Origin of the sequence: Alistipes megaguti, assembly GCF_944320325.1 — a bacterium.
Taxonomy (GTDB): Bacteria; Bacteroidota; Bacteroidia; order Bacteroidales; family Rikenellaceae; genus Alistipes; species Alistipes megaguti.
The window spans coordinates 1-24346 of the sequence record NZ_CALUHA010000037.1; the positions used below are offsets into that span (position 1 = coordinate 1).

The following is a 24346-nucleotide window of genomic DNA, read 5'->3' on the forward strand; positions in this document are numbered from 1 at the left end:
AGGTTGTGCAAAGATAGCGGCTTTTTTTTTTTTTTTTAAACTTTTCGGTGGAAAAGCGTCCCGAACCTGCGTAGCCAATTGTTGGCGGCGGCGGTTACGGCCTCCCGATGCTGTCGAGCAGGTGGCCGAAATCCTCGCCCGGGACGGGCTTATAGACGGTGAAACCTAACGCCTGCGCCGCATCGACGTTCTTCTGCCCGTCGTCGATGAAGAGCGTCCGCTCGGGCACCATGCCGCTGTCGGCAATCATCTTGCGGAAGATCGTCTCCGAGGGCTTCAGCTCGCGCATCTCGTACGAAAGGTAGATCCGGTCGAAGTAATCCTCCATGCACTTGCCGTCGGCCGTGAACATCTCGCGGATGAAGCGCATCGACGAGGGGTTGTTGTTCGAGAGGACGTAGGTGCGGATGCCGCGTCGACGCAGCTGCTCGATCTGCCGCATCTTTGCGACCGGAACCCCCGTCAGGAAGTCGCCGTAGGCACGGCCGATCGCTTCGTCCGTCACCGCGGGCGTCGCGGCCAACTGCCGCATGCGGTTGCACATCTCGTGGAACGAGATCAGTCCGTGTTCCAATTGCCCGATCATCTCGGCCGGGTAGTAGGGGTTGATCAGTTCGGCCACGGCATCCATGCCAAGGCGCCGGAACGAGGCCCGGCAGCGGTCGATATCCAGATCGACCAGCACGCCTCCGAGGTCGAAGACGACATTTTCGATAGTTTCCATAGGATTCAAAGTGCCCGTTTGTACGGTCGGGGACCGTTTATTTCTGGAATTTCATGGTAAAACGCCTTACGGGGCGCAGCGCCCACATCGGCAGCATCTTGCACAGCGGGATCCACAGCCGGTTCCACCAGTCGGGGACGATCGAGCGCCGGCCGCGCCACAGGGCCCGGAGCCCGGCCCGGGCACAGCGGTCGGCCGAGATCAGCACGCCAATCCGCAGCCCGATCCGCTGCCAGCGGGGTGTCAGCCCGTAGAGATCCGTGGCCACGCCGGCCGGCGAGACCGCCGTAACGCGGATCCCCTGCTCGCGGACCTCCCGGGCAAAGGCGACCGAGAACGACCGCAGATAGGCCTTCGAGGCGCTGTAGAGGGCCAGTCCCGGCCAGGGCATCCATTGCGAATAGGAGGACATGTTGAGAATGTATCCGCCGTGCCCGCGACGGGCCATCTCCGAGGCGTAGAGCCGGCAGAGCAGTGTGTTGGTCAGGTCGTGCAGCAGGATGATGTGCCGGATGCGCTCCTCGGGCGTTCGGAGAATGTCGAGGAACGAGAACATGCCGGCGTTGTTGATCAGCACGTCGATCGGGAGTCCCTCGGCCTGCGTGCGGTCGAACAGCTCGCGGGCCGCCTCCTCGCGGGCCAGGTCGCACTCGATGATCCGCAGGTCGCGCCCCTCGCAGCGGGCCGCCAGTTCGTTGCGGACCTCCTCGAGCGGTTCGCGGCGGTTGCCTACCAGGACGAGGTTGTAACCCAGCGCCGCGAGCCGACGCGCATAACAGCGCCCGATGCCCGAACCGGCGCCGCTCACCAGCGCCCAGCATGTGCCGGGCCGTACCTCTCCGCGCCGCATCCGACGCCGGGGCTGCACCTCACTGCCGCATGCCGCCTTATTGCCGCATGCCGCCTCACTGTACCCCGCTTTTGCGACTCTTCCGGTCTCCGCACCGGCCGGTATTTCGTTTGTGCGCTTCATCAGGGGAGGCGTTTGAGCTCTTCGACGATCTTGCGCGGAAGATCCGGACAGTGTTTGCAGCACTTCATGTCGACGGAGTACATCCGGGCGATACAGTAGTTGCGGTGGTCGCATTCGCTGCGGGTCGACTCGTCTCCTGCGCGGAGTTTGTTGACGAAGGCCGGATCGTTGACCAGCGCCCGGGCCATCTGCACCAGTTCGAACCCCGACCCGAGGGCCCGCTCGATCCCTTCGCGGCTGATGAGCCCGCCGACGTAGATCAGCGTGCCCTTCAGCGCCTCGCGGAACTTCCGGGCATCCTCCAGGAAGTAGCACTCGCTGAAGGGAAACTGCTTGATCATGAAGGGACCGCACCAGCGGATGAAGTAACGCAGCCAGAGGGGCGAGTAGTAGCTCATCGTGTAGAGGGGGATCAGCCCGCGCATGACGGCCATCGGGGCCTTCGAGACGAACCCGCCGGAGAGGACGATGCCGTCGACGCCGAACGACTCGATGACCTTGGCGATCTCGATGCTTTCGGGGATCTGGATGCCGCCCTTGAAGCCGTCGTACATGTTGTGCTTGACGGTGATGGCCATGTTGCAGGCGCGGGCGGCCTCGACGGCCTCCGAGAGGCACATCCGCATGAAGCGCATGCGGTTTTCTAGCGAACCGCCATACTCGTCATGGCGGTGGTTCGTATAGGGCGAGAGAAACTGCGAGATGAGGTATCCGTGCCCGGCGTGGAGCTCCACCGAGTCGAATCCGGCGTCGTGGGCCGTGTGGACGGCGCGTCCGAAATCCTTGGCCACCTGTTCGATCTCGCTGCGCCTCATGCCGCGCACCGGGGTGTAGGCGTAGAGGTTCACGCCCCACGAGGCTCCGATGGGCATCTGCCCGGCGGTCGACCAGTGGGTCATGTTGCCGCAGTGGCCGATCTGGATGGCGGCGGCAGCCCCTTCGCGGTGGATGGCGTCGGTGATGTCGCGCAACCCGGGGACGATTTCCGGGCGGAGCCACAGCTGTTTGTTGAACGAGAGGCCGCTGCGGCAGACTGCGGCGTAGGCCAGCGTCGTCATGCCGATTCCGCCGCGGGCCACGGCCACGTGGTAATCCTTGAGCTGCTGTGTGGGGCCGAAGTCCTTGCCCATGGACTCGAATGCCGCCGAGCGGATCGTGCGGTTGCGCAACGTGACGGGCCCGAGCTTGAAGGGGGTGAAAAGTTTGGATTCCATCTTTATGGTGTGTTTTTCGGTTTTTTCAGTGGGCCGGGAGCCTTGCGAGGTTCCTCCGCGGATTGGCCGTCCGCTTGTTTGCGTCCGGAGTCGCCTCCTGGGGCTTCGAAAGCCCGGTCCGCTGCGGTTGCAGGACGGCTTCTTGGCGACTTTTGGCGGTATGTTGGGTCTCCTTGGCGGCTCCTTGAGGCCGGGGCTTGGTTAGTAAATAAAGGGGATGATGCGCTTGAGCTTGAGCTTGGAAAACTCCTCGCCGAACTCCTGCTCGTAGCGGCGGCGCAGCGAGGCGGCGCGGGGTGCGAGGTTGGCGAAGGTCCACCAGGCGAAGACCGCCCCGGCCCACGACCACGAAGCCACGGCGAATCCGACCCATTCGAGCAGTTCGCCGAAGTAGTTGGCCGACGAGACGTAGCGGAACATGCCGCCGCGGGGGATGTAGTGCCGCGTGTCGCCGGGTTTGCGCAGGTGGCGGATAATGCGGTCGGAGTGGAGGTTGATCGCCATTCCGGCGATGAAGAGCGCGCCTCCGATGTAGATGTAGGGTTTTGTGAACCAGCCGTCGTAGTAGTCGGCGGGCGATACCCAGAAGATCCATCCGCCCTGCATCAGGGCGTTGAGCGTATTGAAGAGCATGCCCATGAGGACGATTCCGAGGGGCATCTTCGAGTTTCCGCGCATGAGCAGCGGGAAGATGAACGAACGTTGGAAGTAGTGGGCCTCGAAGAGGAGGAAGAGGACAAGCGGTGCGGCCTGCCCCATGCGGTCGGAGGTGGCCCACAGCACGGCCATGAGGATGAAGACGGGGGATTCCATCAGCATCCATCCGATTTTGTTCGGAACGGGCGGTCCGTAGCGGCGGTTGAAGAGGTAGCCGTAACCGGCCTCGAAGAAGTGCAGGGCGATGAAGACCACCAGGGCCAGCGAGGCCATGACGATGAGGAAGATGTCGAATGTTTCGCGCATGTCGGGCGGGGATTCGTAAAGCGGCGTAAAGATAGGAAAATTTTCGGTGTCGGTCAAGGTCCGGACCCGTCGGTAGTTGTTCGAATTTTCCTCGGGATCAGTCTGGTGTGGATGTTGCCGTTCGGTGCGGCTGCGGGGGAGCGGCGGTTTTGAGCATTTCGGTCGTTTCCGAACCCTTGTCGGTCCGGTTCTGCCCGACACAAAACCGACCGACGGAATCCCTCCGCCGGCCGGTCGCTAAATTTACGGTAAGCGATGCATATACCGTCAGTGCGTGTAGACCTTTCCCTTCTGGTGTTCGTGGGCCTCGAACTTCAGGCGCGAGGTGGTCGGGTAGCGGAGCTTCTCGAATTCGGCCACGGCGTTGCGGATGTCGCCCAGCAGCATGTCGGCCATGTCGCGCGAGAAGCCTTGCCGCACGACGATGCGCATGACGATCATCTGCTCGATGTTGCGGGGCATGGTGTAGGCCGGGACCATCCATCCGCTCTGCTGCAGGGCGGCCTGCAGGTCGAAGAGGGTCCATTGGGCCGTTTTTTCGTATTCGGGATCCAGCGACCAGATGAAGAGCGGGTTGACCATCTCCTCGGCGTAGTTGCGGAAGCAGGGCATCTTGCCGATCTCGCGGTGGCAGTAGCAGGCGATATCCATCGAGTTCTGCTGAATCTCGCGGTAGCCTTCGAATCCCAGTCGGATGAAGTTGTAATACTGGCCGAGGATCTGCGCCGCCGGACGCGAGAAGTTGAGCCCCACCTGGGTGATGCTTGCGCCGAGGTAGTTGACCGAGAAGGACATCGCGTCGGGAAGATACTTCTTCTCCTTCCAGACGGTCCATCCCAGACCCGGGTAGACCAGACCGAACTTGTGGCCCGAGGTCGAGATCGAGAGTACCCATTTCAGGCGGAAATCCCACTTCACGTCGGGGTTGAGGAACGGCAGGATAAAGCCGCCCGAAGCCGCATCGACATGGATCGGAATCTCGTAGCCGGTCTTCTGGTTGAAGGCGTCGAGCGCCCGGTCGAGAGCCTCGATATCGTCGTTCAGACCGGTCCAGGTCACGCCGGCGATCGGGACGATGCAGATCGTGTTCTCGTCGCAGAGCTTCAGGGCGGCCTCCGTGTCGAGGGTCTTCTTTTCGGGGGTGAGGGGCACCGTGCGCATCTCGATCTGCCACAACTGGCAGAACTTCTCCCAGACGACCTGGAAGGCCGAGCTCATCACCAGATTGGGCTTGTCGTAGGATTTCCCGGCGGCCTTGCGGCGGTCGCGCCAGCGCAGCCAGGCGGCCACACCGCCCAGCATGCAGGCCTCGGACGACCCGATGCCGACGGCTCCGGCCTTCCATTCGGCCTTTTCGGGCGAGTTCCAGAGGTTGGCCAGGATGTTGATGCAGCGGCCGCACATGACGGCCACGCGCGGATACTCCGTTTCGTCGATGTAGTTGACGTTGATCGCCTCGTTCATCAGCCGCGTGGCGTAGTCGTCCATGTAGGTCGTGACGAAGGTGGCCAGATTCAGCCGGGGCTGGGTCTGCGGGTAGGTTTCGTCCTTGACCATCTGGTAGGCGATTTCGGGCGAGGTCTTGCCGCGGGGGATGAACTGGGTGGGAGCCGGCGAGCGCATCTCCTTCGATCCGAAGATCTCGGCAGCGGCATCGGCGGCCGACATGTTCTGTTGTTTCATGGTGTGTAGCATTTATGGTTTACGTCGTCGAACGGTTGCACGAACTGTGCCAGACCCCGACGCCGGAGCCCCTGCCGGCCGGCTCTTTTTTACCGTGGAGCGGGCGCCCGTGGCGCACGTTTTGCGGAAAAAGTGCGTATCTTTGTCCCGGAAAAACATACTGCCATGAAACGACTCGTCGTATTTACCGGCGCGGGGATGAGCGCCGACAGCGGACTGGCTACGTTCCGCGATGCCGACGGCCTGTGGGCCAATTACCGCATCGAGGATGTCTGCACGCCCGAGGCGCTGGCGCGCAACCGGGCGCTGGTCATTCGCTTCTATAACGAACGCCGCCGCGAGATGCTCCGCTGCGAACCCAATGCCGGCCATCGGGCCATTGCCGCGCTGGAGCGGGATTTCGACGTCGACGTGCTGACGCAGAATGTCGACGACCTGCACGAGCGGGCCGGCTCGACGCGCGTGACGCACCTCCACGGCGAACTTCGCAAGCTGCGTTCGACGGCCAACCCCGACCTCATCGTTCCGATCGAGGGGTGGGAGCAGCCGCTCGATGCCCGGGCTTCGGACGGTTCGCTGCTGCGGCCGCATATTGTCTTCTTCGGCGAATCGGTGCCGATGTTCGAGCGGGCGGCCGAGATCGCCGCACGGGCCGAGATCATGGTCGTCGTCGGAACGTCGCTGGCCGTCTATCCGGCGGCCTCGCTCGTGCGCTACGTACAGCCCGGCGTGCCGATCTACCTGGTCGATCCGGGCAATCCCGATACGCGCGGCATCCGCAATCCGCTGACGGTCATTCGCAAACGGGCCTCGGAGGGGGTTCCCGAACTGGCCGGCCTGCTGCGCCGGACCTTTGCGGACAAATAACGCCGACGAAGCGCCATGACCGCCTATTTCATTCTGGAGATGCTCGGAACGCTGGCCTTTGCCATCAGCGGTATCCGGCTCGCCTCGGCCAAGCGCTTTGACTGGTTCGGGGCCTACGTCGTGGGTTTCACGACTGCCATCGGGGGCGGAACGCTCCGCGACCTGATGTTGTCGCAGACGCCGTTCTGGATGCTGGACAGCGTCTACCTCATCGTCACGGCCATCGCCCTGGGGATCGTCATCCTGCTGGGGCGCTATCTGATCCGGCTGAACAACACCTTCTTCATCTTCGACGCCATCGGTCTGGGACTCTTCACCGTTGTCGGCATCGAGAAGACCCTTGCGACGGGTTTTCCGCTGTGGGTGGCCGTGATCATGGGCACGATGACCGGCGCGGCGGGCGGCGTGCTGCGCGACATCCTGATCAACGAGGAGCCGCTGATCTTCCGCAAGGAGATCTACGCGCTGGCGTGCGTCTTCGGCGGCTTTGTCTTCTGGCTGTGCCGCTGGGCGGGCATCGAAGGGGCCGCGCTGCAGATCATCACGGCAGCTGCGGTCATTGCCCTGCGGATCGTGGCGGTCCGCTTCGGCCTCCGTCTGCCGATCCTCAAGTAGGGGCGCGGGAGCGCGATTCCACACATATAAATAAAACGGACCGCATGTCATGCGGTCCGTTTTTGTGCAGGAGAGCGGCGTTTCCCGGCCGCTATTTGACATCCTTGAAATAGAGGTCGAGCAACTCCTTGGCGGCGACGAACGACGAGATCTTGTCGTCTAACACGCGCTGTTCGTACTCGCCGATGCGGCTTTCGACGGCCGGGTCGCGGTAGAAACTGCTGCGCAGCGCCTCGTTGATCGTCTCGTACATCCAGTACTTGTTCTGGCGGTTGCGGTTGTGCTGGAAGTATCCGTTGCGCTGGATGTGGTCGAGATACTCCTCGACGCCCTTCCAGACCTCCTCCAGACCGGCTTTCGTCACGGCCGACGAGGTGTAGACCTTTGGGCGCCAGCCCGATTCCGGGACGGGGAAGAGCCGCAGGGCCCCCTGGAACTGCGTGCGGGCCAACTCGGCCTTGTGGATGTTTTCGCCGTCGGCCTTGGTGATGACCATCAGGTCGGCCATCTCCATGATACCGCGCTTGATGCCCTGCAACTCGTCGCCGGCGCCCGAGATCTGCAGCAGCATGAAGAGGTCGACCATCGAGTGGACGGCCGTTTCGGACTGCCCGACGCCGACCGTCTCGATGAAGATGACGTCGAAACCGGCGGCTTCGCACAGCACGATCGTCTCACGGGTCTTGCGGGCCACGCCTCCGAGCGATCCGGCCGAGGGCGAGGGCCGGATGAAGACGTCAGGGTTGTTGCAGATGCTCTCCATGCGGGTCTTGTCGCCGAGGATCGAGCCGCCGCTGCGCTCCGACGAGGGGTCGATGGCCAGCACGGCCAGGCGGTGGCGCAGCGAGGTGACCATGTTGCCGATGGCCTCGATGAAGGTCGACTTGCCGGCTCCGGGGACTCCTGTGATGCCGATGCGGATGGATTTTCCGGCGTGGGGCAGACAGCGTTCGATGATCTCCTGCGCCTGGGCGTAGTGGGCCGGATTGGAGGATTCGACGAGCGTGATGGCCTGCGAAAGGATGGTGATCTTACCGGCGAGGATTCCCTCGACATATTCGTCGGTCGATAGCTGGCGTTTCTTGTGGCGTTTGAAGTAGGGGCTTACGACGGGTTGGTCTTCGACGCCCTCGGCGACGTTGAGCGCCGTATCGTGATGCGTGTCGGCATACTCCTTTTCGTAGTGGTCGATCTTGGTAAATGACATGGGTGTCAACGGGTTGATTGTTCAATGATTTTTTCGTTGAGTTGCAGGCTGTTGCCCATCCAGAGGGCACGGTTGCGGGCGTCGATCAGCACGCCGAACGGGACGTACGTGACGCCGTAGGCGGCGAACCCGCGTTCGGCATGGATCGTGGCCGTGATCCGCCGCGAGAGGAAGGGTCTGAGCATCGGAGCGATGCGGGCCGTGTCCTCGCGCGTGACGACGATCACGCGCATGGCGGGTTTCGAACGGGCCGAGAGGTCGCGGAGACGTTCGAGCGAGGTGATGCAGGCGGGATTCGACGAGTGGAAGAACTCGACGTAGGTGATCGGTGCGGGCTGGGGGTGTCGGTTGTCGATCCAGCCGGCGGGTTTGAGCTCGGGGACCTTTTCACCGAGGATGATGTTCTGGGCTCGGGCGAGTGAGAGGCCCAACCCGCACACCGCCAAGAGAATAAGCAGAGCTTTCTTCATGGAGCGTCCTGTTTTGTCCGCTATAAAGATAGTACGTTTTGTCGGAAGCCGCAAATTTTTCGGGGAAAAGGGGGCGTCGAGCGAGTGCGGGGCAGGGCGGTCCCGGACGGCGGGGCGGTTCCGGATGTGGAGGACGGGTCGCCCCGCACCGCCGTCACCGCTCCGGGCGGGGGCCGCAGAGAAGCCATTCGAGTTCGATCTGCGGGTAACGGGCGTGGATCCGGCGGATCAGCTCGATGTCGAAGGGTCTGCGGCGGCAGGGGAAAGCGGACTCTTCCATAGGGCGTGAAGGCTGGGGGCGGTGCGTCCCGTAAAGCGGACGCGGACTACTGTAATTTGCCTGCAAGAAAAGGCTCTGGGAGGCCCCTCCGAAGCCTTGAAATGGATGCCGGAGCGTGGTGACAAGTCTCCGGACGACCTCGTGTTTGCTTTGCCAAGCGGAGATGAGATGAACCGCCTGTTGAAACCGTGGGCCAAGGCTGCCGGCATCAACAAGCGATGGCACCTACATACAAGTTTACACCAATAGTTCAGAGATAGAAAAATCCCCTTGCTGTAACTTGTTTACAACAAGGGGACTATTTTATTTTTTCATGTCTTAATTCAGCGGTATAAGGTTGATTATCTGTTCGCCGTTGTCCGCAACATTGTCGATTATGATTTTATCGTTTTCATCGATTGTGCCGACCACATTTGCACCGTCTAAATACCTAATACCGGTAAACGCGATGTTCGGGCTTTCGGGACTTGCGGAAATACTTAGTATATCATAATCTAAAACATGAAATTCAGAAGCCTGATAGTCTGCCATTGCTGTTTTTGAGAATGTAGTGTTGTTGTAAGAGTACCATGCTTTGCTTGTAGTAATATCACCAACATAAACGGGATTCTCCAACTTAACGCATTTTTCACCGTCAAATTCGTAACTGTTATTTATAAGCATTGTGTTACGTACATAGTTTGGTGTGAATTGTATGTAACCGTAAAACTCTGTTTCTTCTGGCATTTGACAAACCGTTTCTTCTTCAATATCGTTGTTGCCAACTGTTTTGTATCTGATAATCGTGTTCTCACTTTCACGAATAGAATACAGATTGCCGTTTAAGATAAATGTATTATTGTCAAATACCGGATATATTCTACCGCCCGGACATTTTATGCGGACATTCTGTTTGGGTTCTCCAAATGACTCTATTCCATTCCAATACACGATAAATCCATCTTCAGTAACAGTAAACCCATTACATGTTACATCATTTGGTAACATCGGTTGTATGGTGAAATCATTGGGATTTAGTTTGTAGATTTGATTATATTGGTAATTCAGATTATAGCATGATGCGAAATAAATGTACCCTTGATTGTCAGAGGTCGTTTCAAATGTTCCTCCATGATATTCATTATATATGTTGACCTGAATTTCTTTCGGCCATCTATATATTTTCTCGGTATTCACATCAACAAGAGAAAGATACTCTGTATCATATATTGCGGTTGAAATCCCGTTGGGTTTGTATATCAAATAATATCCTGAGTGGATGGATTTATCAAAAGGATATTATCACTAAGTTTAACCACCTTATTAATACCGATATTATAATCCTGTCCGTCCTTACCCGTGATTACAAGTTTCGATTCGTTGCCGTTCAGGTCAAGTTTGTAATACGTTCCGTCCTCGTCACCTGCGGCACGTGATTTCATACTTGCTCCAGATGTTTTCTGATAAATCATCTTGGCGTCGCTGACATTCAGGCTTGAAAGGTATTTGTACCCTTCTTCATAGTTGATTGAGCCGGAACCCGAACCGTCACCGTCATCACTACATGCGGTCATCAAAACTGCCGCACCGAGCATTAATAAAAACTTCTTCATTTTACCGGTTTCCTTTTGTTTCTTCACCAGCACCCGAAAGAAGATTACTAAATTAAATGCAGAAAGCGTGAGGACTGCTAAATTATTTCACCCGATAGGCGTCTGGAAATGCCGTGAACTAAAACAAGCAATAGTCTCTCACGCCATATTGCATGACGCAAGAAATGCTAACTCATTCTCGTTCACCTTTTAGTTTTCCAGACTTTATCGGTGAGAATCAGTTAAACACTTTCGTGTATATCTATTCCACAATGTCTGGAATCCGGTTATTACACCGAATTCCAGGTACAAAGATAGCGAAAAATGGATTCGGACAACCCCTTCCGAGGACGAAATTTTCCCTGCGGGCGCTTTCCGTGCGTATCTTGTTCCGATTTCGGCCAAAAAAAGTCCGTCGAATTTTGGCGAATCTCAAAGATTCACCTATCTTTGTGTTCGCAAAATAACACTGCTTGAAACAGCAACAAGACAAACAATCAACCAATAATTCCAATAAATTATGAAAGTTTCTCATATCGAGCATCTTGGCGTCGCGGTGAAGAGCCTTGATGAAGCCATTCCCTACTGGGAGAACGTTCTGGGTCTGAAATGCTATGCCATCGAGGAGGTGGCCGACCAGAAGGTGCGTACGGCCTTCTTCAAACTGGGCCAGACGAAGATCGAGTTGCTGGAGCCCACTTCGGAGGATTCGACCATCGCCAAGTATATCGAAAACCGCGGCGTGGGTATCCACCACATGGCCCTGGCCTGCGAGAACATCGAAGAGCAGCTGGCCGATGCCGAGGCCAAGGGCATCCGCCTGATCGACAAGACGCCGCGCAAGGGCGCCGAGGGTATGACGATCGCCTTCCTGCACCCGAAATCGACTCAGGGCATCCTGACCGAACTCTGCGAGAACAAGAACAAGTAACAAATACAAACGATTCCGCTCCGGGTGGGATCGTTCCGTGTGTATGGCGGAACCCTTCCGGACGGACAATATCAACATTATGAGCCAAATTCAGGAAAAGATCAACCAACTGATCGAGAACCGCGAGACGGCCCGCATGGGCGGCGGCCAGAAGGCAATCGACAAACAGCACGACAAGGGCAAGTATACGGCCCGCGAGCGTATCCAGATGCTTCTCGACGAGGGTTCGTTCGAGGAGTTCGACATGTTCGTGACGCACCGCTGCTACGACTTCGGCATGGAGAAGAAGCACTTCTTCGGCGACGGCGTGGTGACCGGTTACGGTACGATCGACGGACGTCTGGTCTATGTCTTCGCTCAGGACTTTACGGTGACGGCAGGTTCGCTCTCGCTGTCGATGTCCGACAAGATCTGCAAGGTCATGGACATGGCCATGCGCAACGGTGCCCCGTGCATCGGCATGAACGACTCGGGCGGCGCCCGTATCCAGGAGGGTGTCAACGCCCTGGCCGGCTATGCCAACATCTTCCAGCGCAACGTGATGGCTTCGGGTGTCATCCCGCAGATCTCGGCCATCTTCGGACCGTGCGCCGGCGGTGCGGTCTACTCGCCCGCGCTGACCGACTTCATCATCATGAAGAAGGAGACCTCGAACATGTTCCTCACGGGCCCGAAGGTCGTGAAGACCGTCACGGGCGAGGACGTGACGCAGGAGCAGCTCGGCGGCGCCACGATGCACACCACCAAGTCGGGTGTGGCGCAGTTCGCCGTCGATACCGAGGAGGAGGGCATCGAGCTGATCAAGAAGCTGATCTCCTACATGCCGCAGAACAACATGGAGGATGCCCCGCTGGCCGTCTGCACGGACAAGATCACCCGTCTGGAAGACTCGCTCAACGACATCATCCCCGACAGCGCCAACAAACCCTATGACATGGCCGAGGTGATCCGTGCGATCGTCGACGACGGCGAGTATCTGGAATCGGCCGCCGGCTATGCCAAGAACATCATCACGTGCTTCGCGCGCTTCAACGGACAGTCGGTGGGCATCATCGCCAACCAGCCGAAGTTCATGGCCGGCGTGCTGGACATCAACGCCAGCCGCAAGGCGGCGCGTTTCGTGCGTTTCTGCGATGCGTTCAACATTCCGATCGTGACGCTGGTGGACGTTCCGGGCTTCCTGCCGGGCACGACGCAGGAGTACGGCGGCGTGATCACGCACGGCGCCAAGCTGCTGTTCGCCTACTGCGAGGCTACGGTTCCGAAGATCACCGTGACGCTGCGCAAGGCCTACGGAGGCGCCTACATCGTGATGTCGTCGAAGCACATCCGCGGCGACATCAACTACGCCTGGCCGACGGCCGAGATCGCCGTGATGGGTGCCAGCGGCGCCGTCGAGGTGCTCTACGGCAAGGAGCTCAAGGAGCTGGCCGACAAACCCGAAGAGAAGGCCGCGTTCATCGCCGAGAAGGAGAAGGAGTACAACGACAAGTTCTCGAATCCCTACAACGCCGCCCGCTACGGCTACATCGACGACGTGATCGAACCGCGCAACACGCGTTTCCGCATCATCCGCGCATTGCAGTCGCTGGCCACGAAGCGTTTGCAGAACCCGCCCAAGAAGCATTCGAACATTCCTCTGTAACCTCGTAAAAATCGGAAATCATGATAATACAGGCAGTAAGTTGGGGCTGGTCCGAGATTCTGTGGGCTTCACTCATCGGCTTCGTGCTGGTATTCGTCGTGCTGGTGGCGCTGATCTTCATCATGAAGGGCCTCGGTGTCTGCTTCCAGCGGATGGCGACCGCCAGCAAGAAGCAGGTGGTTGCTCCGCAGCCGATGATCAGCCAGGAGGAGATCGCCGCGATCGCCACGGCGTTGAAAATCTACCGGAGCGCGCTGCACGACCGTGAGTCGGAAGTGGTGACGATCCTCAGCATCAAGCGGGCCTATTCGCCCTGGAATTCGAAAATTCACGGTTTAACCCAGCTTCCCGACCGGAAATAGCACTTTTCGTTGGAGCAAGACAATTCAGAAACAACAATGAAAGATTATTCACTGAAAATCAACGGACATAGTTATAACGTCCAGATCGACGACGCCAACGAGGACTCGACGGTAGCCCATGTAATGGTCAACGGTGTGGACTACGAAGTGGAGATCGAAGGCGCCAAGTCGGTCAAGGTCTCCAAACCGCAGGTGGCCCCGGCACCCAAGTCGGCCAACAGCGGTATGATCATGCCGTCGACGGCCACGCCGTCGCCGCGTCTGGCTGCCGTACCGCCCTCGTCGGGCTACAGCGTCAAGAGCCCGCTGCCGGGTACGGTGCTGGGTGTGAAGGTCGCCGTGGGTGACACGATCACCAGGGGCCAGACGCTGGTGGTCCTCGAGGCCATGAAGATGGAGAACAACATCGACGCCGATCGTGGCGGAGTGGTCAAACAGATCCTTGTTCAGCAGGGTGCCACGGTCATGGAAGGTGATACGTTACTTGTAATCGAATAGCCTTATGTGGACTGCACTGACATCCGGCTCCAATTTCGTATTGGAGAGTCTGGAGACCTTTGCCGAATCGACGGGCGTGGCAGCGCTCTTCACGAACATGGGCTGGGGCAACGTGGTGATGATTCTGATCGCCTTCGTGCTGCTCTACCTGGCCATCAAGCACAAGTTCGAGCCGCTGCTGCTCCTGACGATCGCCTTCGGCATGCTGCTCACGAACCTTCCGGGCGCGAACATGTACCACCCCGAGCTCTTTGCCGGCGGCCATGTTCACTGGGACATCTTCGTGGCAAATGCCGGACTGCTTGACTACCTCTATCTGGGTGTGAAACTGGGTATCTATCCCTGTCTGATCTTCCTCGGGGTAGGCGCCATGACGGATTTCGGTCCGCTGATCGCCAACCCGAAGAGCTTCCTCCTGGGAGCTGCCGCCCAGCTGGGTATCTTCACGACCTTCATCGGGGCCTATGCCCTGGGCTTCACACCCGAGCAGGCCGCCTCGATCGGTATCATCGGAGGTGCCGACGGCCCGACGTCGATCTATCTGACGGCCATTCTGGCCCCCGAACTGCTGGGCCCGATCGCCGTGGCTGCCTACTCGTACATGGCCCTCGTGCCGGTGATCCAGCCGCCGATCATGCGCCTGCTCACCACCGAGAAAGAGCGTAAGATCAAGATGCGCCAGTTGCGCCCCGTGTCAAAGACCGAGAAGATCATCTTCCCGCTGATCATCACGGTGATCATCGCGTTGCTGCTGCCGTCGGCCGCTCCGCTGGTTGGCTGCCTGATGCTGGGCAACCTGATGAAGGAGTGCGGTGTGGTGGATCGTCTGTCGAAGACCGTCCAGAACGAGCTGATGAACACGGTGGTGATCTTCCTGGCTGTCACGGTGGGTGCCACGGCCACGGCCGAGACCTTCATCAACCTCCGTACGCTGGGCATCCTGGTGCTGGGCGTGCTCGCCTTCGCCATGGGTACGGCCGGAGGCGTTCTGCTGGCCAAGGTGATGAACCTCTTCGCAAAGGAGGGCAACAAGATCAACCCGCTGATCGGGTCGGCCGGCGTATCGGCCGTTCCGATGGCCGCCCGCGTATCGCAGACCGAGGGTCAGAAGGCCGATCCTTCGAACTTCCTGCTGATGCACGCCATGGGCCCGAATGTGGCCGGTGTGGTTGGTTCGGCCGTAGTGGCCGGTATCCTGCTGGCGTTCCTGGCATAGCCGAGGGTGTGCCGTGGTGAGCGGGTTGTGTGAGATAGGGTGTGAGAGAATAGAGAGAAAAAAGTGAGAGAGGGAAGCGGTGCGAAACCGCTTCGAACCCGGATGCCGCGATAACCTCCAACCATTCATAGCGAAAAAGAGTCGGATTTGATCCGGCTCTTTTTTTATGTCCGGTTCGGGATGTTTATGTCCGGTTCGGGATGCTACGGCCGGCTCAAGATCGGCCTTCCCCGCAAAACGGATATGCGACGGAGAAAATATTTTTCGAATAGAATTTCAACCTGTTTTGCAGATCCAAAACTTTTTTGTACCTTTGCGCACCCGCAGAGTGCGGGAAACGGATTACAATAAGTTAAATTAAACGTAATGGATTCTTTAAGTTACAAGACTATCTCGGCCAACGCCTCGACCGTCACCAAGGAGTGGGTGGTGATCGACGCTACGAACGAGGTACTGGGACGTCTTGCATCGCAGGTCGCGAAGATCCTCCGAGGCAAGAACAAGCCCTGCTACACGCCCCACGTGGATTGTGGTGACTACGTCATCATCATCAACGCGGAGAAGGTGAAGCTGACGGGCAAGAAGATGACCGACAAGGTCTACACACGCCACACCGGATATCCCGGCGGCCAGCGCTTCGCTACGCCTGCCGACTATCTGGCCAAAAAACCGACGTTCCTCATCGAGAAGGCCGTCAAGGGAATGCTTCCCAAGAACCGCCTGGGTGAGAAACTGCTCACGAACCTGAAGGTTTATGTCGGCCCGGAGCATCCGCACGCCGCCCAGAACCCGAAGAGTGTAAAATTAAACGAGATTAAGTAAGAGTTATGGAAGTTGTAAACACCGTAGGTCGTCGTAAGGCCGCTGTGGCTCGCGTATTCGTGAAGCCGGGTAAGGGTCAGATTACAATCAACCACAAGGAGCTCGCCGTCTATTTCCCGCTCGAAATTCTCCAATTCCAGGTGAAGCAGCCGCTGCTCGCCACGAACACTGCCGAGAGCTATGACATCACCATCAACCTCGATGGCGGTGGCATCAAGGGACAGGCCGAGGCCGCTCGTCTGGGTATCGCTCGCGCACTGTGCGAGATCGACGCCGAGATGCGCCCCGTGCTGAAAAAGGCCGGCTTCCTGACGCGCGATCCCCGCGAGGTTGAGCGTAAGAAGCCCGGACAGCCCGGAGCACGTCGCAAGTTCCAGTTCAGCAAGCGTTAATACGCACGACCGGAATTTCGGCAACGCACGGCGCCGGTTTTCAAATCGGGAGGACTACGGATTATTTATATATATGTATTACCTTTCGGTTGCCGCGCCGCGGAAAACTCCCGGGATCGGACATGCCGCTACCCGCCGGAGTTGAAGAAAAGAGAATTAGAATCAATTAACGAAACGAATTAAAATGTCACGTACAGATTTTAATACATTACTGGAAGCCGGTGCGCACTTCGGACACCTGAAGCGCAAATGGAACCCGAAAATGGCTCCTTACATCTTCATGGAGAAGAACGGCATCCACATCATCGACCTGCACAAGACGGTGCTGAAAGTCGATGAGGCAGCCGCAGCGCTGAAGCAGATTGCCAAGAGCGGTCGCCGCGTGCTGTTCGTCGCCACGAAAAAACAGGCCAAGGAGATTGTTGCCGAAAAGGTGGCAGCCGTTGGAATGCCCTACGTCACGGAGCGTTGGGCCGGCGGTATGCTTACGAACTTCCCCACCATACGCAAAGCCGTCAAGAAAATGGCCACCATCGACAAGATGACCAACGACGGCACGTTCGATAACTTCTCGAAGCGCGAGAAGCTCCAGATCGCCCGTCAGCGTGCGAAGCTGGAGAAGAACCTCGGTTCGATTGCCGATCTGACGCGTCTGCCGGCTGCCCTGTTCGTCGTTGACGTACAGAAGGAGGCCAACGCCGTGAAGGAGGCCAAGCGACTGAGCATCCCCGTGTTTGCAATCGTAGATACTTGTTGTGATCCGACCGACATTGATTACGTTATCCCTGCAAACGACGATGCAACGAAGTCCATCTCGGTGATCGTAGACGCCATGTGCGCCGCCATTGCCGAGGGCACCGAGGAGCGCAAGCTCGAGAAGGAGAAGGAGGCCCAGGAGGCTGAGGCCGAGGGCGCCAAGAAAGAGGGCAAACCCCGCATCAAGAAGGCCGTGAAGGCTTCGATCGATGCCGAGGAGGCAGCCGTAGCCGACGTGGTGGCAGCCGTTGAGACTCCCTACGAGGAGCCCAAGACGGAGGCTGCACCCGCCGCTGAGGAGGCTGCCGCCGAGAAGGCAGAGTAATAATTGCAAGTAGAAACAGAAAAAAAGCAATAAAGACTATGGAAATCAAAGCTGCTGATGTAATGAAGCTGCGCAAGATGACCGGCGCCGGCATGATGGACTGCAAGAAAGCCCTGATCGAGGCCGAAGGTGACTATGCGCGAGCTCAGGACATTATCCGCGAGAAGGGCAAGCTCGTCGTTGCGAAGCGTGCCGACCGCACGGCATCGGAAGGCGTTGTCGTAACGAAGATCGTGGGCCAGAAGGCATACATGCTCTGCCTGGCATGCGAGACGGACTTCGTAGCCCAGAATGCCGAGTATACGGCATCGGCCGAGGCCATGCTCGAGGTCGCCGTTGCTGCGGATGCTGCAGATCGCGACGCCCTGCTGGCTGCCAAGAACGCCGAGGGTCACACCGTCGAGGAGATGGTGACCGAGAAGTCGGGTCAGACGGGCGAGAAGATCGAGCTGGCTTATTACGCTCGCATCGAGGCTCCCTACTGCGCCGCCTACGTACACTTCAACAAGAAGCTGGGTACGCTGCTGGGCTTCAACAAGGAGGTTCCGGCCGAGGTTGCACACGTCGTAGCCATGCAGGCTACGGCCATGGCTCCGGTATCGATTTCGGAGGCCGACTGCCCGGCCGAGGTTGTCGAGCACGAGCGTAAGATCGCCGTGGAGGCCATGAAGCAGGATCCGAAGAACGCCAACAAGCCGGAGGCCATTCTGGAGAAGATCGCCGAGGGTAAGATGCGCAAGTTCTTCGAGGAGAACACGCTGCTCAACCAGCTGGTTGTTGGCGAGAAGGAGACGATCGCCGACTACATCAAGAAGGCCGACAAGGATGCCACGGTTATCGCTTACAAGCGTTTTGCGCTGGGCGAATAATTCCGCGGATCATTGATAAGAGGCAGACCGGAGGTGACTCCGGTCTGCTTTTTTTGTGCACTCTGAGAGGCGAGGGGATGGAGCGGAGGGAAGCCGGAAGAGGGCCCTCTTCCGGCCCTCCCCCCCCCTCCTGCCCCGGGGTTATGCCTCCACCTTTTCGATCTTGCCGAGACGGACGTACCACAGGAATCCCTCCGCGCTGACATATCCCATGTTGTTGAGCAGCCGCAGATATTCGCGGATCTGACGCCGGTAGCGTTCGGCGTCGAGTTCGCCGAACTTGTAGTCGACGACGACGATGCGGCCGTCGCGGGCGATCATGACGCGGTCGGGCCGGCGGGTCGAGGCGCTGCCCGGGACGATGATCTCCTGCTCGTTGCGCACGCGCGTCCACTGACCGCCGAACCATTCGTGCACCTCGGGGAGCTTCAGCGCCCGTGCAATGCGCTGCCGCAGGCGGTCGGCCTCCCCGGGCGAGAGCGCGGCATCGCTCTGCATCTGCTCGACGGCGCGGTAGATCCCCTCCTCGTCGTCGGCCATCTCGAAGGCCTTGTGCATCAGAATACCGAAGTCGCGCGGCGAGATGTCGGCCGCAGACTCCTCCTCGAAATAGCGCTGCGAGGGGAGACGGAGCCGCAGATCGGCCTGTGCCGTGGGATACTCCTCAAGGACGAGGTGTTCGACTTCGGCATCGTCCTTTTTGCGGGGTTCGGGGGCCGCAAACTCCCCGAAGAGGTAGTGTTCGCCGGTCTCGTCCGTTGTGTAGAGCCCCTCCAGATCGCCGACCCGGGCCTTTCCCTCCTCGACGTGCAGGCTCTTGAGCAGCAGATTGCCGACCGTATTGACACTCTGCCGTGGGATGAAGACGTGGAGCGATTCGGCGGCCCGGGTGAGGGCCACGTAGAGCAGATTGATGTTGTCGACGTGCGAGTAGACCTGTTCGCGGTAGAATTCGGACGAGAACGCCGAGTCGGCCATACTCTTGCGGTAGCGGACGGGGAACTGTCCGATCTTTTCGGCTTCGCCCTGACGGGCCTCGGCCCAGACGATGTTCTGAATCGTGCCGCTCGATTTGGGGTCGAGCGCCCACGAGCAGTAGGGGATCACGACGGCGGGTTTTTCGAGCCCCTTGGCCTTGTGGATGGTGGTGATTTCGATGGTCGAGAGGCTCTCGTCGACACTCAGCGAGCGTCCGGAGCCCGTCTCGTCCCACCAGCGCAGAAAAAGGGCGATATCGGCAATCTTCGACGAGCAGAAGGCGATGATCTGTTCGTGAATGGCCTGCAGATAGGCCGTCTGGCGGTGTTCGTGCCGGAGGTTGAACTTCATGACGATGCGTTCGAAGGCCTCTTCGGGCGAGAGCAGCCGGATCGAGCGGAAGAATTCGCGCTCCGGGTCGCTCAGCGGAGCGTCGAACGGCCGCCCGAGGTAGTGGTTGAAGAGGGCCCGCGAGAGCGACTCGTCGGGATTCAGCGCCAGCCGCAGCGTTGCGGCGATGAACGAACTGATCGGGGCGTTTCCGATCACGAGCGCCTCCTGGGTCATCACGTCGAAGCGGTAGCGGGGATCCTGATTCTGCTGTTTGAATTCGAGCAGTTCGGCGGCGACGCGACCTCCGTCGGTGGCACCTCGGACGAGAATCATGATGTCGCAGGGGCGGAATCCGCGGTCGAGCAGCTGGCAGATGCGTTCGACGACGGGCGGTTTCCCGTCGTAGGTCTCCACGCTGACATATCCCGGATGGCAGCACTTGCGGCGTGGCGTCTGGGCCTGTTGGAGGTAGGCGTTGGCGAGGGTGTCGCGCAGTGCGTCGGCCTCGTCGCGGGAGATGGCGCCGGCCTCGGCGGCGGTCTGCAGGCCGGTGTTAAGCGCGAGGTTGTCGTTGCGGACGATCTCGTCGATGACGCCGTTGTTGAATTTCACGATGTCGGGCAGACTGCGCCAGTTCTCCTTCAGCACCACGACCTCGGTGTTGTTCGGACCGAGGGCCTGCCGGGCTCGGTCGTGGAGGATGCGCCAGTCGCCGCCGCGCCAGCGGTAGATCGACTGCTTGATGTCGCCGACGATCAGCACCGAGCACTTTTCGGACTGCGCCATGGCGTTTTGCAGCAGCGGGAGGAAGTTTTCCCACTCCTTGACCGACGTATCCTGAAATTCGTCGATCATGAAGCGGTCATAGCGATTCCCGACCTTTTCGTAGATGAACGGGGCGTCGTTGTGGTCGATGAATTCCGAGAGGAGGTATTTGGTTTCGGAGAGGAGCATGAGGTTCTGCTCCTCGCAGATCTTCTGGACGCGGGCATAGAGGTCGGCCAGCAGGGCGAAGCTGCGGAAGTTCTCACGCAGCAGGCTGCAGGTGTTCCAGATCCGGCGGTTGGCGTCGTACAGGTCGCGCATGCGGGCGAGCAGCGGTTGCAGCTGCGGGGCGAGGTTGCGTGACGGGGAATCGCTTTTCCCCCATTTTGACAGGTCGTCGGCGGCCTCGCGGGCACGCGAACCGCAGCCGTCGACGGCGCCGTCGGCCGCGGTGAAGAACCAGCGGGCGAATCCGGCCTTCTTGTAGGGGAAGTCGTCGATGGAGAGTCCGGCCCGTGAGATGATTCCGACGGCGCGGGCGGCCGTTTCGCGGATCTCCTTTTTCGAGGCTTCGGACCGGGCCGTGATGCGGCCGACGATGCGTTCGAGCTCCTCGCGCGAGGGAGCGCGGTTGAGTGCCGACTTGTTCTTCTCCTTGAAGATCTCGCCGGCCAGGGCCAGGATGCCGTCGCGGACGTCCCATTTGAGCCCCTCGTCGATGCGCTCCTGCACGAAGGAGGTGAGCCAGCGCTGCAGATCGCCATCGACGGTGATTTGCTCGATCAGGGCGTCGGCGCTTTTCGAGAGGATGGACGAGGTTTCGATCTCGACGTTGTAGTTCAGGTCGATGCCCAGCTCCTTGATGAAGGCGCGCAGGATGCGCTGAAAGAAGGTGTCGATGGTCAGCACGGTGAATCGCGAGTAGTCGTGGAGGATCTTCGCCTGGGCCGAGGCGGCGCGTTTGCGCACGGTGCGTTCGTCGAGCGAGAGTTCGTCGCAGAGATTCCGCAGGTAGTTGCTTTCCTCTCCTGCGGCCAGATGGTGAATCTCTTTCAGGATGCGGGATTTCATCTCCTCGGTGGCCTTGTTGGTGAAGGTCACGGCGAGGATGTGACGATAGAGTTCGGGCTCTTCGATGACGTCGTGGACATATTTGTAGGCCAGCTGATAGGTCTTTCCGGACCCGGCGCTGGCGTTCAGGATCTTCGCTCTCACTGTTCGGAATTTCGTTTTGGATAGGTAAAAATACGAAACAAAACCCGAAATTCGCAAGAAATTCGTAAATTAGCGGAACAAAACAGACCGAGTCATGAAAAAAATGTTTTTGACGCTGCTGACCTTGTGTCTCTTGGGTGTGATGCAGGCGCAGACGACTACCACCGACGGGCCGCAACGCGAGTGGCTCACGTCGTTTACGGCCGTGGAGGTTGCGGCACCGATCGACGTGCGCTTCATCCGGGTTCCGGACGACCAGGCTCCGAAGATCATCTACGACACGAAGGGGGCCTATACGACGCGTTTCCGGTTTGAGGTCCGCGACCGGGTGCTGACCATCGCCGAGCGACCCGATGCGCGGCGTGCGGAGCGTACGGAGGTTTCGGTGTATTACAACTCGCTGGAGCGGATCGCCATTGCGGATGCACGGGCGACGTTCGACAGCACGCTTGTGGCCACGACGCTCGACCTGACGGTCGGAGGGCTGGCCCGCGTGGAGGCCAGTCTCGACGTCAAGGATCTCAAGCTCGAACTCACGGGCAAAAGCCACACTTCGCTGAGCGGCGAGGCGCGTTACGTATCGCTCTATCTGTCGTCGGGGACGCTCGAAGCCGGGCAGCTCGAGGTGATGTCGGCCGAAGCGAACGTCATCGGTTCGGGGTCGGCCTCGCTGTGGGTGACCGACCGCTTCGAGGGGAGTACCTCGACGGGCGGCAAGATCGCCTACCGGGGCAATCCGACCGTCATCCGCGGGGGTGAGAAGTTCATGGGCGGCGACATCACCCGCATCGGCGAGTAGCCCTCGCTGCGCAATAATCCCATTGCGAATCGACCCATCCATGAAAACGTTTCTGCAGGAGGTTGCGGCGGATCTCTACGCCCGCTACGGGGAGTTGCTCTCGGAGCGGGCGATCCTCTTTCCGTCGCGGCGTGCGCGGCTCTTCTTCATCGACGCCCTGTCGCAGATTGTCGAGCGGCCGATGTGGCAGCCCGAGTGGGTGACCATCGACGACCTGATGACCGAGATTTCGGGACTCCATACGGGGGACCGCGTGCGTCTGATCACCGAGCTCTACAAGATCTACTCGGAGTACCACGCCGAGCCCTTCGACAAGTTCTACTTCTGGGGCGAGATGCTGCTCAACGACTTCGACACGATCGACAAATACGCCGTGGATGCCGACCAGCTCTTCCGCAACATCACCGATATCAAGGAGCTCGAGGCCGACATTTCGTACCTTACGCCGCGGCAGCTGCAGATCCTGCAGTTCTGGTCAACGCTGGGGCCCGAGGCCGATCTTTCGGCCGAGAAGCGGCGCTTTCTGGCCATCTGGAAGACACTGGGGACGGTTTATCACCGGCTGCGCGACCGCCTTACGGAGCTGGGCATCGCCTACGGAGGAATGATCCAGCGAGCGGCGGCCGAGCGGATCCGGGCCGGGGCGTTCTCCTTCCCGGAGCCGCGGCGCTACGTCGTGGCGGGCTTCAACGCCCTGTCCGAATGCGAGAAGACGCTCTTCCGCTTCCTGTCGACGGCTGCCGAGACGGACTTCTATTGGGACTATGACTCCTACTACAAGGATTCGCCCGAGCAGGAGGCGGGGATGTTCGTACGCGAGAACGTCGTGCAGTTTCCGCCGCGCGGGGCGGTTTCGCACGACAACATGACCTCGCCGAAGGAGCTCACCTCCGTGGCTGCGGTGTCGAACGCCGTGCAGTGCAAGGCTGCGGCGGGCATCCTGAGCGGACTCTCCGGCGGGCGGGCGCTCGACAAACGCACGGCCATAGTACTGACGGACGAGAACCTGCTGCTGCCGCTGCTCTATGCCCTGCCGCCCGAGATCGGCCGTGTGAACGTCACGATGGGCTACCCGCTGCGCACGACGCTGGCCTACACCTTCGTCGAGCGCCTCATCGAACTGCAGAACCACCGCCGTCGCAAGGGCGACGGGTGGTCGTTCTACCACGCCGATGCGGAGGGAATTCTGGCCCATCCCTACGTCTCGGAGAGCGATCCCGACCTGACGCGGCAGATGCAGGAGGAGATCGTCCGCGAGCGGCGCATCTCGATCGACGGCTCGTGGCTGGCGCGCAACGAACTGTTGACGACGATCTTTGCGGCGGCCGAGGGGTGGCAGTCGCTTTCGGAGTGGCTGCTGCGGGTGGTCGAGGCCGTGGCCCGCATCCCCTACAAGGGGAACGACGCCCGCCAGCGGGTGGAGTTTCTGGCCGTCATCGCCGGGGAGCTCACCAAGCTGCGCAACTCGCTCGAGGCATGCGACATCGAACTTTCGACGGAGATCTATGCCTCGCTGCTGCGGCGTCACCTGCAGACGATGCGTATCCCTTATGAGGGGGAGCCGCTCGAGGGGCTTCAGGTGATGGGTATCCTCGAGACGCGCAACCTCGACTTCGAGAACGTCATCCTGCTCTCGATGAACGACGACAACTTCCCGGGCAACCACATGGCCCAGGCGTCGTTCATCCCCTACAATCTGCGCTCGGCCTACGGGCTGCCGACCCCCGAACACCACGAAGGGGTCTACGCCTACTATTTCTACCGCCTGCTGCAGCGGGCGCGGCGCGTGTGGATGGTCTACTGCTCGCATGCCGACGACAAGTCGACGGGCGAGCCGAGCCGCTACATCTACCAGCTGGACTACGAGAGCGGC

23 protein-coding genes and 2 pseudogenes are annotated in these 24346 nt (G+C 59.6%); 14 read left to right on the forward strand and 11 right to left on the reverse strand.

Features of this window, described 5'->3' with window-relative positions; translation table 11 throughout:
* Positions 1-94 precede the first annotated feature (94 nt).
* The 5 genes from PUQ42_RS08925 to gad form a co-directional block, all read right to left on the reverse strand.
* Positions 95-724 carry an HAD family hydrolase gene (locus PUQ42_RS08925; RefSeq protein ID WP_273373066.1) on the reverse strand — a complete coding sequence of 210 codons (630 nt, stop codon included), beginning with the start codon at positions 722-724 and terminating at the stop codon, positions 95-97.
* Positions 725-761: 37 nt separating this feature from the next.
* Complete coding sequence (locus tag PUQ42_RS08930) at positions 762-1697, reverse strand: SDR family NAD(P)-dependent oxidoreductase (protein ID WP_273373068.1); 936 nt, start codon at positions 1695-1697, stop codon at positions 762-764.
* On the reverse strand, positions 1697-2911 hold the full coding sequence (locus tag PUQ42_RS08935; RefSeq protein ID WP_122121208.1) for an NADH:flavin oxidoreductase: 1215 nt from the start codon (positions 2909-2911) through the stop codon (positions 1697-1699). Before PUQ42_RS08935 ends, PUQ42_RS08930 begins: the two co-directional genes overlap by 1 nt.
* A gap of 201 nt (positions 2912-3112) precedes the next feature.
* Positions 3113-3874 carry a DUF1295 domain-containing protein gene (locus PUQ42_RS08940; RefSeq protein WP_273373070.1) on the reverse strand — a complete coding sequence of 254 codons (762 nt, stop codon included), beginning with the start codon at positions 3872-3874 and terminating at the stop codon, positions 3113-3115.
* Between the two features lie 267 nt (positions 3875-4141).
* Positions 4142-5557, reverse strand: coding sequence for a glutamate decarboxylase (gad, locus tag PUQ42_RS08945; protein WP_273373072.1), 1416 nt, complete (start codon positions 5555-5557; stop codon positions 4142-4144).
* A gap of 165 nt (positions 5558-5722) precedes the next feature.
* On the opposite strand from gad, the gene PUQ42_RS08950 reads away from it, so the two are divergent.
* Positions 5723-6424, forward strand: a complete 702-nt coding sequence (locus tag PUQ42_RS08950) for an SIR2 family NAD-dependent protein deacylase (RefSeq protein WP_087310587.1) — start codon at positions 5723-5725, stop codon at positions 6422-6424.
* 15 nt (positions 6425-6439) lie between these two features.
* A complete protein-coding gene (locus tag PUQ42_RS08955; protein ID WP_087310585.1) occupies positions 6440-7039 on the forward strand; it encodes a trimeric intracellular cation channel family protein in 600 nt (199 codons plus the stop codon).
* A 91-nt stretch (positions 7040-7130) separates the two neighbouring features.
* On the opposite strand, the gene meaB is transcribed toward PUQ42_RS08955, so the two are convergent.
* The 3 genes from meaB to PUQ42_RS08970 all read right to left on the reverse strand — a co-directional run bounded on the left by meaB (position 7131) and on the right by PUQ42_RS08970 (position 8996).
* Positions 7131-8246, reverse strand: a complete 1116-nt coding sequence (gene meaB / locus PUQ42_RS08960) for a methylmalonyl Co-A mutase-associated GTPase MeaB (protein ID WP_122121202.1) — start codon at positions 8244-8246, stop codon at positions 7131-7133.
* Positions 8247-8251: 5 nt separating this feature from the next.
* Positions 8252-8716, reverse strand: a complete 465-nt coding sequence (locus PUQ42_RS08965; RefSeq protein ID WP_087404371.1) for a hypothetical protein — start codon at positions 8714-8716, stop codon at positions 8252-8254.
* A 154-nt stretch (positions 8717-8870) separates the two neighbouring features.
* Complete coding sequence (locus PUQ42_RS08970) at positions 8871-8996, reverse strand: hypothetical protein (RefSeq protein WP_273373075.1); 126 nt, start codon at positions 8994-8996, stop codon at positions 8871-8873.
* 87 nt (positions 8997-9083) lie between these two features.
* Here PUQ42_RS08970 and PUQ42_RS08975 point away from each other — a divergent pair.
* Positions 9084-9245, forward strand: a pseudogene (locus PUQ42_RS08975) (site-specific integrase); the annotation flags it as partial.
* Positions 9246-9314: 69 nt separating this feature from the next.
* On the opposite strand, the gene PUQ42_RS08980 reads toward PUQ42_RS08975, so the two are convergent.
* Positions 9315-10172, reverse strand: a complete 858-nt coding sequence (locus PUQ42_RS08980; protein WP_273373077.1) for a hypothetical protein — start codon at positions 10170-10172, stop codon at positions 9315-9317.
* A gap of 62 nt (positions 10173-10234) precedes the next feature.
* Positions 10235-10621 (reverse strand): hypothetical protein, encoded by a 387-nt coding sequence (locus PUQ42_RS08985; RefSeq protein WP_273373079.1) that lies wholly within the window; start codon positions 10619-10621, stop codon positions 10235-10237.
* Between the two features lie 466 nt (positions 10622-11087).
* On the opposite strand from PUQ42_RS08985, the gene mce reads away from it, so the two are divergent.
* From mce to tsf, 9 genes are all read left to right on the forward strand, one after another.
* Positions 11088-11498 carry a methylmalonyl-CoA epimerase gene (mce, locus tag PUQ42_RS08990; protein WP_087310562.1) on the forward strand — a complete coding sequence of 137 codons (411 nt, stop codon included), beginning with the start codon at positions 11088-11090 and terminating at the stop codon, positions 11496-11498.
* Positions 11499-11577: 79 nt separating this feature from the next.
* On the forward strand, positions 11578-13143 hold the full coding sequence (locus PUQ42_RS08995; RefSeq protein ID WP_273373082.1) for an acyl-CoA carboxylase subunit beta: 1566 nt from the start codon (positions 11578-11580) through the stop codon (positions 13141-13143).
* Positions 13144-13163: 20 nt separating this feature from the next.
* Positions 13164-13505 (forward strand): OadG family transporter subunit, encoded by a 342-nt coding sequence (locus PUQ42_RS09000; protein ID WP_273373084.1) that lies wholly within the window; start codon positions 13164-13166, stop codon positions 13503-13505.
* Positions 13506-13541: 36 nt separating this feature from the next.
* A complete protein-coding gene (locus tag PUQ42_RS09005) occupies positions 13542-14003 on the forward strand; it encodes an acetyl-CoA carboxylase biotin carboxyl carrier protein (RefSeq protein ID WP_087404362.1) in 462 nt (153 codons plus the stop codon).
* Positions 14004-14007: 4 nt separating this feature from the next.
* Positions 14008-15219: a sodium ion-translocating decarboxylase subunit beta gene (locus PUQ42_RS09010; RefSeq protein ID WP_273373086.1), complete on the forward strand. Its 1212-nt coding sequence runs from the start codon at positions 14008-14010 to the stop codon at positions 15217-15219.
* A 366-nt stretch (positions 15220-15585) separates the two neighbouring features.
* Complete coding sequence (gene rplM / locus PUQ42_RS09015) at positions 15586-16041, forward strand: 50S ribosomal protein L13 (protein WP_122121196.1); 456 nt, start codon at positions 15586-15588, stop codon at positions 16039-16041.
* A 5-nt stretch (positions 16042-16046) separates the two neighbouring features.
* Complete coding sequence (gene rpsI / locus PUQ42_RS09020; RefSeq protein ID WP_087261539.1) at positions 16047-16433, forward strand: 30S ribosomal protein S9; 387 nt, start codon at positions 16047-16049, stop codon at positions 16431-16433.
* A gap of 184 nt (positions 16434-16617) precedes the next feature.
* On the forward strand, positions 16618-17514 hold the full coding sequence (gene rpsB, locus PUQ42_RS09025; protein ID WP_122121193.1) for a 30S ribosomal protein S2: 897 nt from the start codon (positions 16618-16620) through the stop codon (positions 17512-17514).
* Positions 17515-17552: 38 nt separating this feature from the next.
* A complete protein-coding gene (gene tsf, locus PUQ42_RS09030) occupies positions 17553-18383 on the forward strand; it encodes a translation elongation factor Ts (protein ID WP_087310542.1) in 831 nt (276 codons plus the stop codon).
* Between the two features lie 141 nt (positions 18384-18524).
* Here the strand turns inward: tsf and PUQ42_RS09035 are convergent, their stop codons facing one another.
* Positions 18525-21674 carry a UvrD-helicase domain-containing protein gene (locus tag PUQ42_RS09035; protein ID WP_273373091.1) on the reverse strand — a complete coding sequence of 1050 codons (3150 nt, stop codon included), beginning with the start codon at positions 21672-21674 and terminating at the stop codon, positions 18525-18527.
* 94 nt (positions 21675-21768) lie between these two features.
* On the opposite strand from PUQ42_RS09035, the gene PUQ42_RS09040 reads away from it, so the two are divergent.
* Both PUQ42_RS09040 and PUQ42_RS09045 read left to right on the forward strand, forming a co-directional pair.
* Complete coding sequence (locus tag PUQ42_RS09040; protein ID WP_087310538.1) at positions 21769-22473, forward strand: GIN domain-containing protein; 705 nt, start codon at positions 21769-21771, stop codon at positions 22471-22473.
* A 40-nt stretch (positions 22474-22513) separates the two neighbouring features.
* Positions 22514-24346 (forward strand): annotated as a pseudogene (locus tag PUQ42_RS09045) (exodeoxyribonuclease V subunit gamma); the annotation flags it as partial.

What these genes read in the sequence shown, in the direction of transcription:
- PUQ42_RS08925 (WP_273373066.1), bottom strand. Translation starts at nt 724, where the DNA reads ATGGAAACTATCGAAAATGTCGTCTTCGACCTCGGAGGCGTGCTGGTC.
- PUQ42_RS08930 (WP_273373068.1), bottom strand. Translation starts at nt 1,697, where the DNA reads ATGAAGCGCACAAACGAAATACCGGCCGGTGCGGAGACCGGAAGAGTC.
- PUQ42_RS08935 (WP_122121208.1), bottom strand. Translation starts at nt 2,911, where the DNA reads ATGGAATCCAAACTTTTCACCCCCTTCAAGCTCGGGCCCGTCACGTTG.
- PUQ42_RS08940 (WP_273373070.1), bottom strand. Translation starts at nt 3,874, where the DNA reads ATGCGCGAAACATTCGACATCTTCCTCATCGTCATGGCCTCGCTGGCC.
- gad (WP_273373072.1), bottom strand. Translation starts at nt 5,557, where the DNA reads ATGAAACAACAGAACATGTCGGCCGCCGATGCCGCTGCCGAGATCTTC.
- PUQ42_RS08950 (WP_087310587.1), top strand. Translation starts at nt 5,723, where the DNA reads ATGAAACGACTCGTCGTATTTACCGGCGCGGGGATGAGCGCCGACAGC.
- PUQ42_RS08955 (WP_087310585.1), top strand. Translation starts at nt 6,440, where the DNA reads ATGACCGCCTATTTCATTCTGGAGATGCTCGGAACGCTGGCCTTTGCC.
- meaB (WP_122121202.1), bottom strand. Translation starts at nt 8,246, where the DNA reads ATGTCATTTACCAAGATCGACCACTACGAAAAGGAGTATGCCGACACG.
- PUQ42_RS08965 (WP_087404371.1), bottom strand. Translation starts at nt 8,716, where the DNA reads ATGAAGAAAGCTCTGCTTATTCTCTTGGCGGTGTGCGGGTTGGGCCTC.
- PUQ42_RS08970 (WP_273373075.1), bottom strand. Translation starts at nt 8,996, where the DNA reads ATGGAAGAGTCCGCTTTCCCCTGCCGCCGCAGACCCTTCGACATCGAG.
- mce (WP_087310562.1), top strand. Translation starts at nt 11,088, where the DNA reads ATGAAAGTTTCTCATATCGAGCATCTTGGCGTCGCGGTGAAGAGCCTT.
- PUQ42_RS08995 (WP_273373082.1), top strand. Translation starts at nt 11,578, where the DNA reads ATGAGCCAAATTCAGGAAAAGATCAACCAACTGATCGAGAACCGCGAG.
- PUQ42_RS09000 (WP_273373084.1), top strand. Translation starts at nt 13,164, where the DNA reads ATGATAATACAGGCAGTAAGTTGGGGCTGGTCCGAGATTCTGTGGGCT.
- PUQ42_RS09005 (WP_087404362.1), top strand. Translation starts at nt 13,542, where the DNA reads ATGAAAGATTATTCACTGAAAATCAACGGACATAGTTATAACGTCCAG.
- PUQ42_RS09010 (WP_273373086.1), top strand. Translation starts at nt 14,008, where the DNA reads ATGTGGACTGCACTGACATCCGGCTCCAATTTCGTATTGGAGAGTCTG.
- rplM (WP_122121196.1), top strand. Translation starts at nt 15,586, where the DNA reads ATGGATTCTTTAAGTTACAAGACTATCTCGGCCAACGCCTCGACCGTC.
- rpsI (WP_087261539.1), top strand. Translation starts at nt 16,047, where the DNA reads ATGGAAGTTGTAAACACCGTAGGTCGTCGTAAGGCCGCTGTGGCTCGC.
- rpsB (WP_122121193.1), top strand. Translation starts at nt 16,618, where the DNA reads ATGTCACGTACAGATTTTAATACATTACTGGAAGCCGGTGCGCACTTC.
- tsf (WP_087310542.1), top strand. Translation starts at nt 17,553, where the DNA reads ATGGAAATCAAAGCTGCTGATGTAATGAAGCTGCGCAAGATGACCGGC.
- PUQ42_RS09040 (WP_087310538.1), top strand. Translation starts at nt 21,769, where the DNA reads ATGAAAAAAATGTTTTTGACGCTGCTGACCTTGTGTCTCTTGGGTGTG.